The sequence below is a fragment of the Tessaracoccus sp. OH4464_COT-324 genome (assembly GCF_003932855.1).
Taxonomy (GTDB): Bacteria; Actinomycetota; Actinomycetes; order Propionibacteriales; family Propionibacteriaceae; genus Arachnia.
This window is the reverse complement of record NZ_RQYZ01000040.1, coordinates 1-2,021: the sequence shown is the minus strand read 5'-3', so window position 1 is coordinate 2,021 and position 2,021 is coordinate 1. Positions and strand designations below refer to the sequence as shown.

3 protein-coding genes are annotated in these 2,021 nt (G+C 60.0%); 2 read left to right on the top strand and 1 reads right to left on the bottom strand.

The window, feature by feature from the left end:
- The first annotated feature begins 620 nt into the window (after window positions 1-620).
- Window positions 621-1,004, top strand: a complete 384-nt coding sequence (locus tag EII42_RS12000; protein WP_125172388.1) for a VOC family protein — start codon at window positions 621-623, stop codon at window positions 1,002-1,004.
- Here EII42_RS12000 and EII42_RS13895 read toward each other — a convergent pair whose 3' ends face one another.
- Window positions 1,005-1,619 carry a helix-turn-helix domain-containing protein gene (locus tag EII42_RS13895; RefSeq protein ID WP_370318126.1) on the bottom strand — a complete coding sequence of 205 codons (615 nt, stop codon included), beginning with the start codon at window positions 1,617-1,619 and terminating at the stop codon, window positions 1,005-1,007.
- A gap of 54 nt (window positions 1,620-1,673) precedes the next feature.
- Here EII42_RS13895 and EII42_RS13890 point away from each other — a divergent pair, with 54 nt between their 5' ends.
- The gene (locus EII42_RS13890) at window positions 1,674-1,970 is read left to right on the top strand and encodes a TfoX/Sxy family protein (protein ID WP_125172385.1); all 297 of its coding nucleotides are present in this window, start codon (window positions 1,674-1,676) and stop codon (window positions 1,968-1,970) included.
- Window positions 1,971-2,021: the final 51 nt, after the last annotated feature.

The window sequence follows — 2,021 nt, the reverse complement described above, 5'->3', positions numbered from 1 at the left end:
CGCGTTCGCGATCACCTTCGCCGGACGGTTCGAGAGAACCACTCACTGATGAAAACCGCCGGACCCCACACACCGAATTTCGGACAGACCCGAGCCGGCAGCCTCCCGACCTCGATCTGCAAGAGGTGTGGTGGCCTGAGGAGGCAATGGTTCGGGCTAGTATGGCGTGGTCCGGAGCCAGGCGGCTCCGGTGGCGACGTCAGTCCAGACGTATAAGATTTGGCTCTAGCCATAGCCGCCCAAGCTGCCCAACAAGCGCTGGCTTGCGGGCTCCGCTGCCCGATCGCTAGGGCTGCCATATTCACTCGTTCATCGGGTCGAGTATCGGATGCGATTGCCAACCGCGTTCCGTGAGTCCGTTGACCACCCTCGACGGAATCTCTGTGACGATAGGTTGTCTAGCGACGTCGAGCGCGCAGCAGGTGATGCTGACTGATCTTGTCCGTCGTCCTTGGCTCCTTCTCGTCATCGGCTTCCCAGCATGTCGACTTGACGTATCGCTTGGGGCTTGGCCCGTCCAAAGAGTTGCGACCCGAAGGGTAGGGAGCATGGGACTCTCCGGCAGGCTTGGCCGTTTTCATCATGCTGTGGACGAGTGAGCACCTCTACAATCATGATCCATGATTACACTTAGCGTCGTCTCAATCGTTGTCGCAGACATGGCGAAATCCATAGATTTCTACTCTCGGCTTGGGCTCGAACTCAGCGACGGCGCCGCAGGCGAAGACCACGCTGAATTCGCTGGCAAAGGCGTCCGGGTGATGCTAGATACCGAGGCACTCATTCAGAAACTACACGAAGGCTGGACACGCCCAACCGGAGGACATGCCATGGCTTTGGCCTTCCAGTGTGAAACCCCTGCTTCCGTTGACGAAATACATGACCTGCTTACGAGTACTGGGAGTATCTCCGTCCAAGAACCTTGGGACGCCTTCTGGAGCCAGAGATATGCGACTGTGGCCGATCCTGACGGGAACCCTGTCGATCTCTTCTGCCCACTGTGATCAGGAGACGACCGCGAGGCCCTTTCGGTCACGCCAGAGATGTGATGCGTCAGCGTATCCGCACTCCGCAGCCACCCTTGCTTTTACAAAGCCCTTGTCAAGTAGTACTTGTGCCCGTCGAAGACGGAGCACACGCTGGAGATGCTTGGGCCCGTACCCAAACCAGTCCGCAGACAGCCTCCGGAGGTGTCGCGTTGACCACCCCGTCATCTGGGTAACAGCCTCCACAGTGCTTCCTCGCCAAAGTTCAGCGGCGACTCGGAGTGGAACAGGATCGCACTGCTCCGCTGCCAGTGTTTTGCACAGCATCGACATGCTCAGCAGGCTTGAGGGCTCGACCCGCATGCCGCTGATATCCGCGAGAGGAACGACTCGGTCGGTCACTTCATGAGCAGGGAGCCCTAGGAGCTGCTGAAGGAGCCCTGGGTGGAAGCGCGCACCCCACATGGGCCTTGGAGCCCCGGCCGGATTGAAGCGCCTTGCACGCGAGTCGGGCCCGGCAACGACAACCGCATCGCCGTCGGTGACAAGATCCATAGATCCATCAGGGGGGATGATGCCGCTAGTGGCGGGCCCGCAGGTCGCCCACAACTCGACCAACGGTATCGCGCTCACCACAGCATCATCCTACGCCCTCGAGAAGCCAGTACCACCAGACAGGAAGGAACCGTGGACCCCGCAACCCGCGCCGTTGCCGAAGACCTGCTGGAAGCACTATCCGAATCTGCGGATGCCAGCGTCAAGGCCATGTTCGGCGGCTATTGCGTGTATTTGGAAGGCAAAGTAGTCGCTCTGGTTTGCAACGGCAGCATATTCGTGAAGCGCTCACAAGCTGACCACGAGTTAGAGGGCTGGGCCACTCTTGACACTGTCTACCCAGGGGCACGACTAGCGTGGCGACGTCCTGATGGCGTAGTGCGGTTTCTCCCGGATCGTGGAGGGCTTCCTTATGCGGCTTGCCGGTAGGGGGCCGCGTTGTTCTCGTAGTTGACCGGGCTCATCATGCCCGCTGAGCTG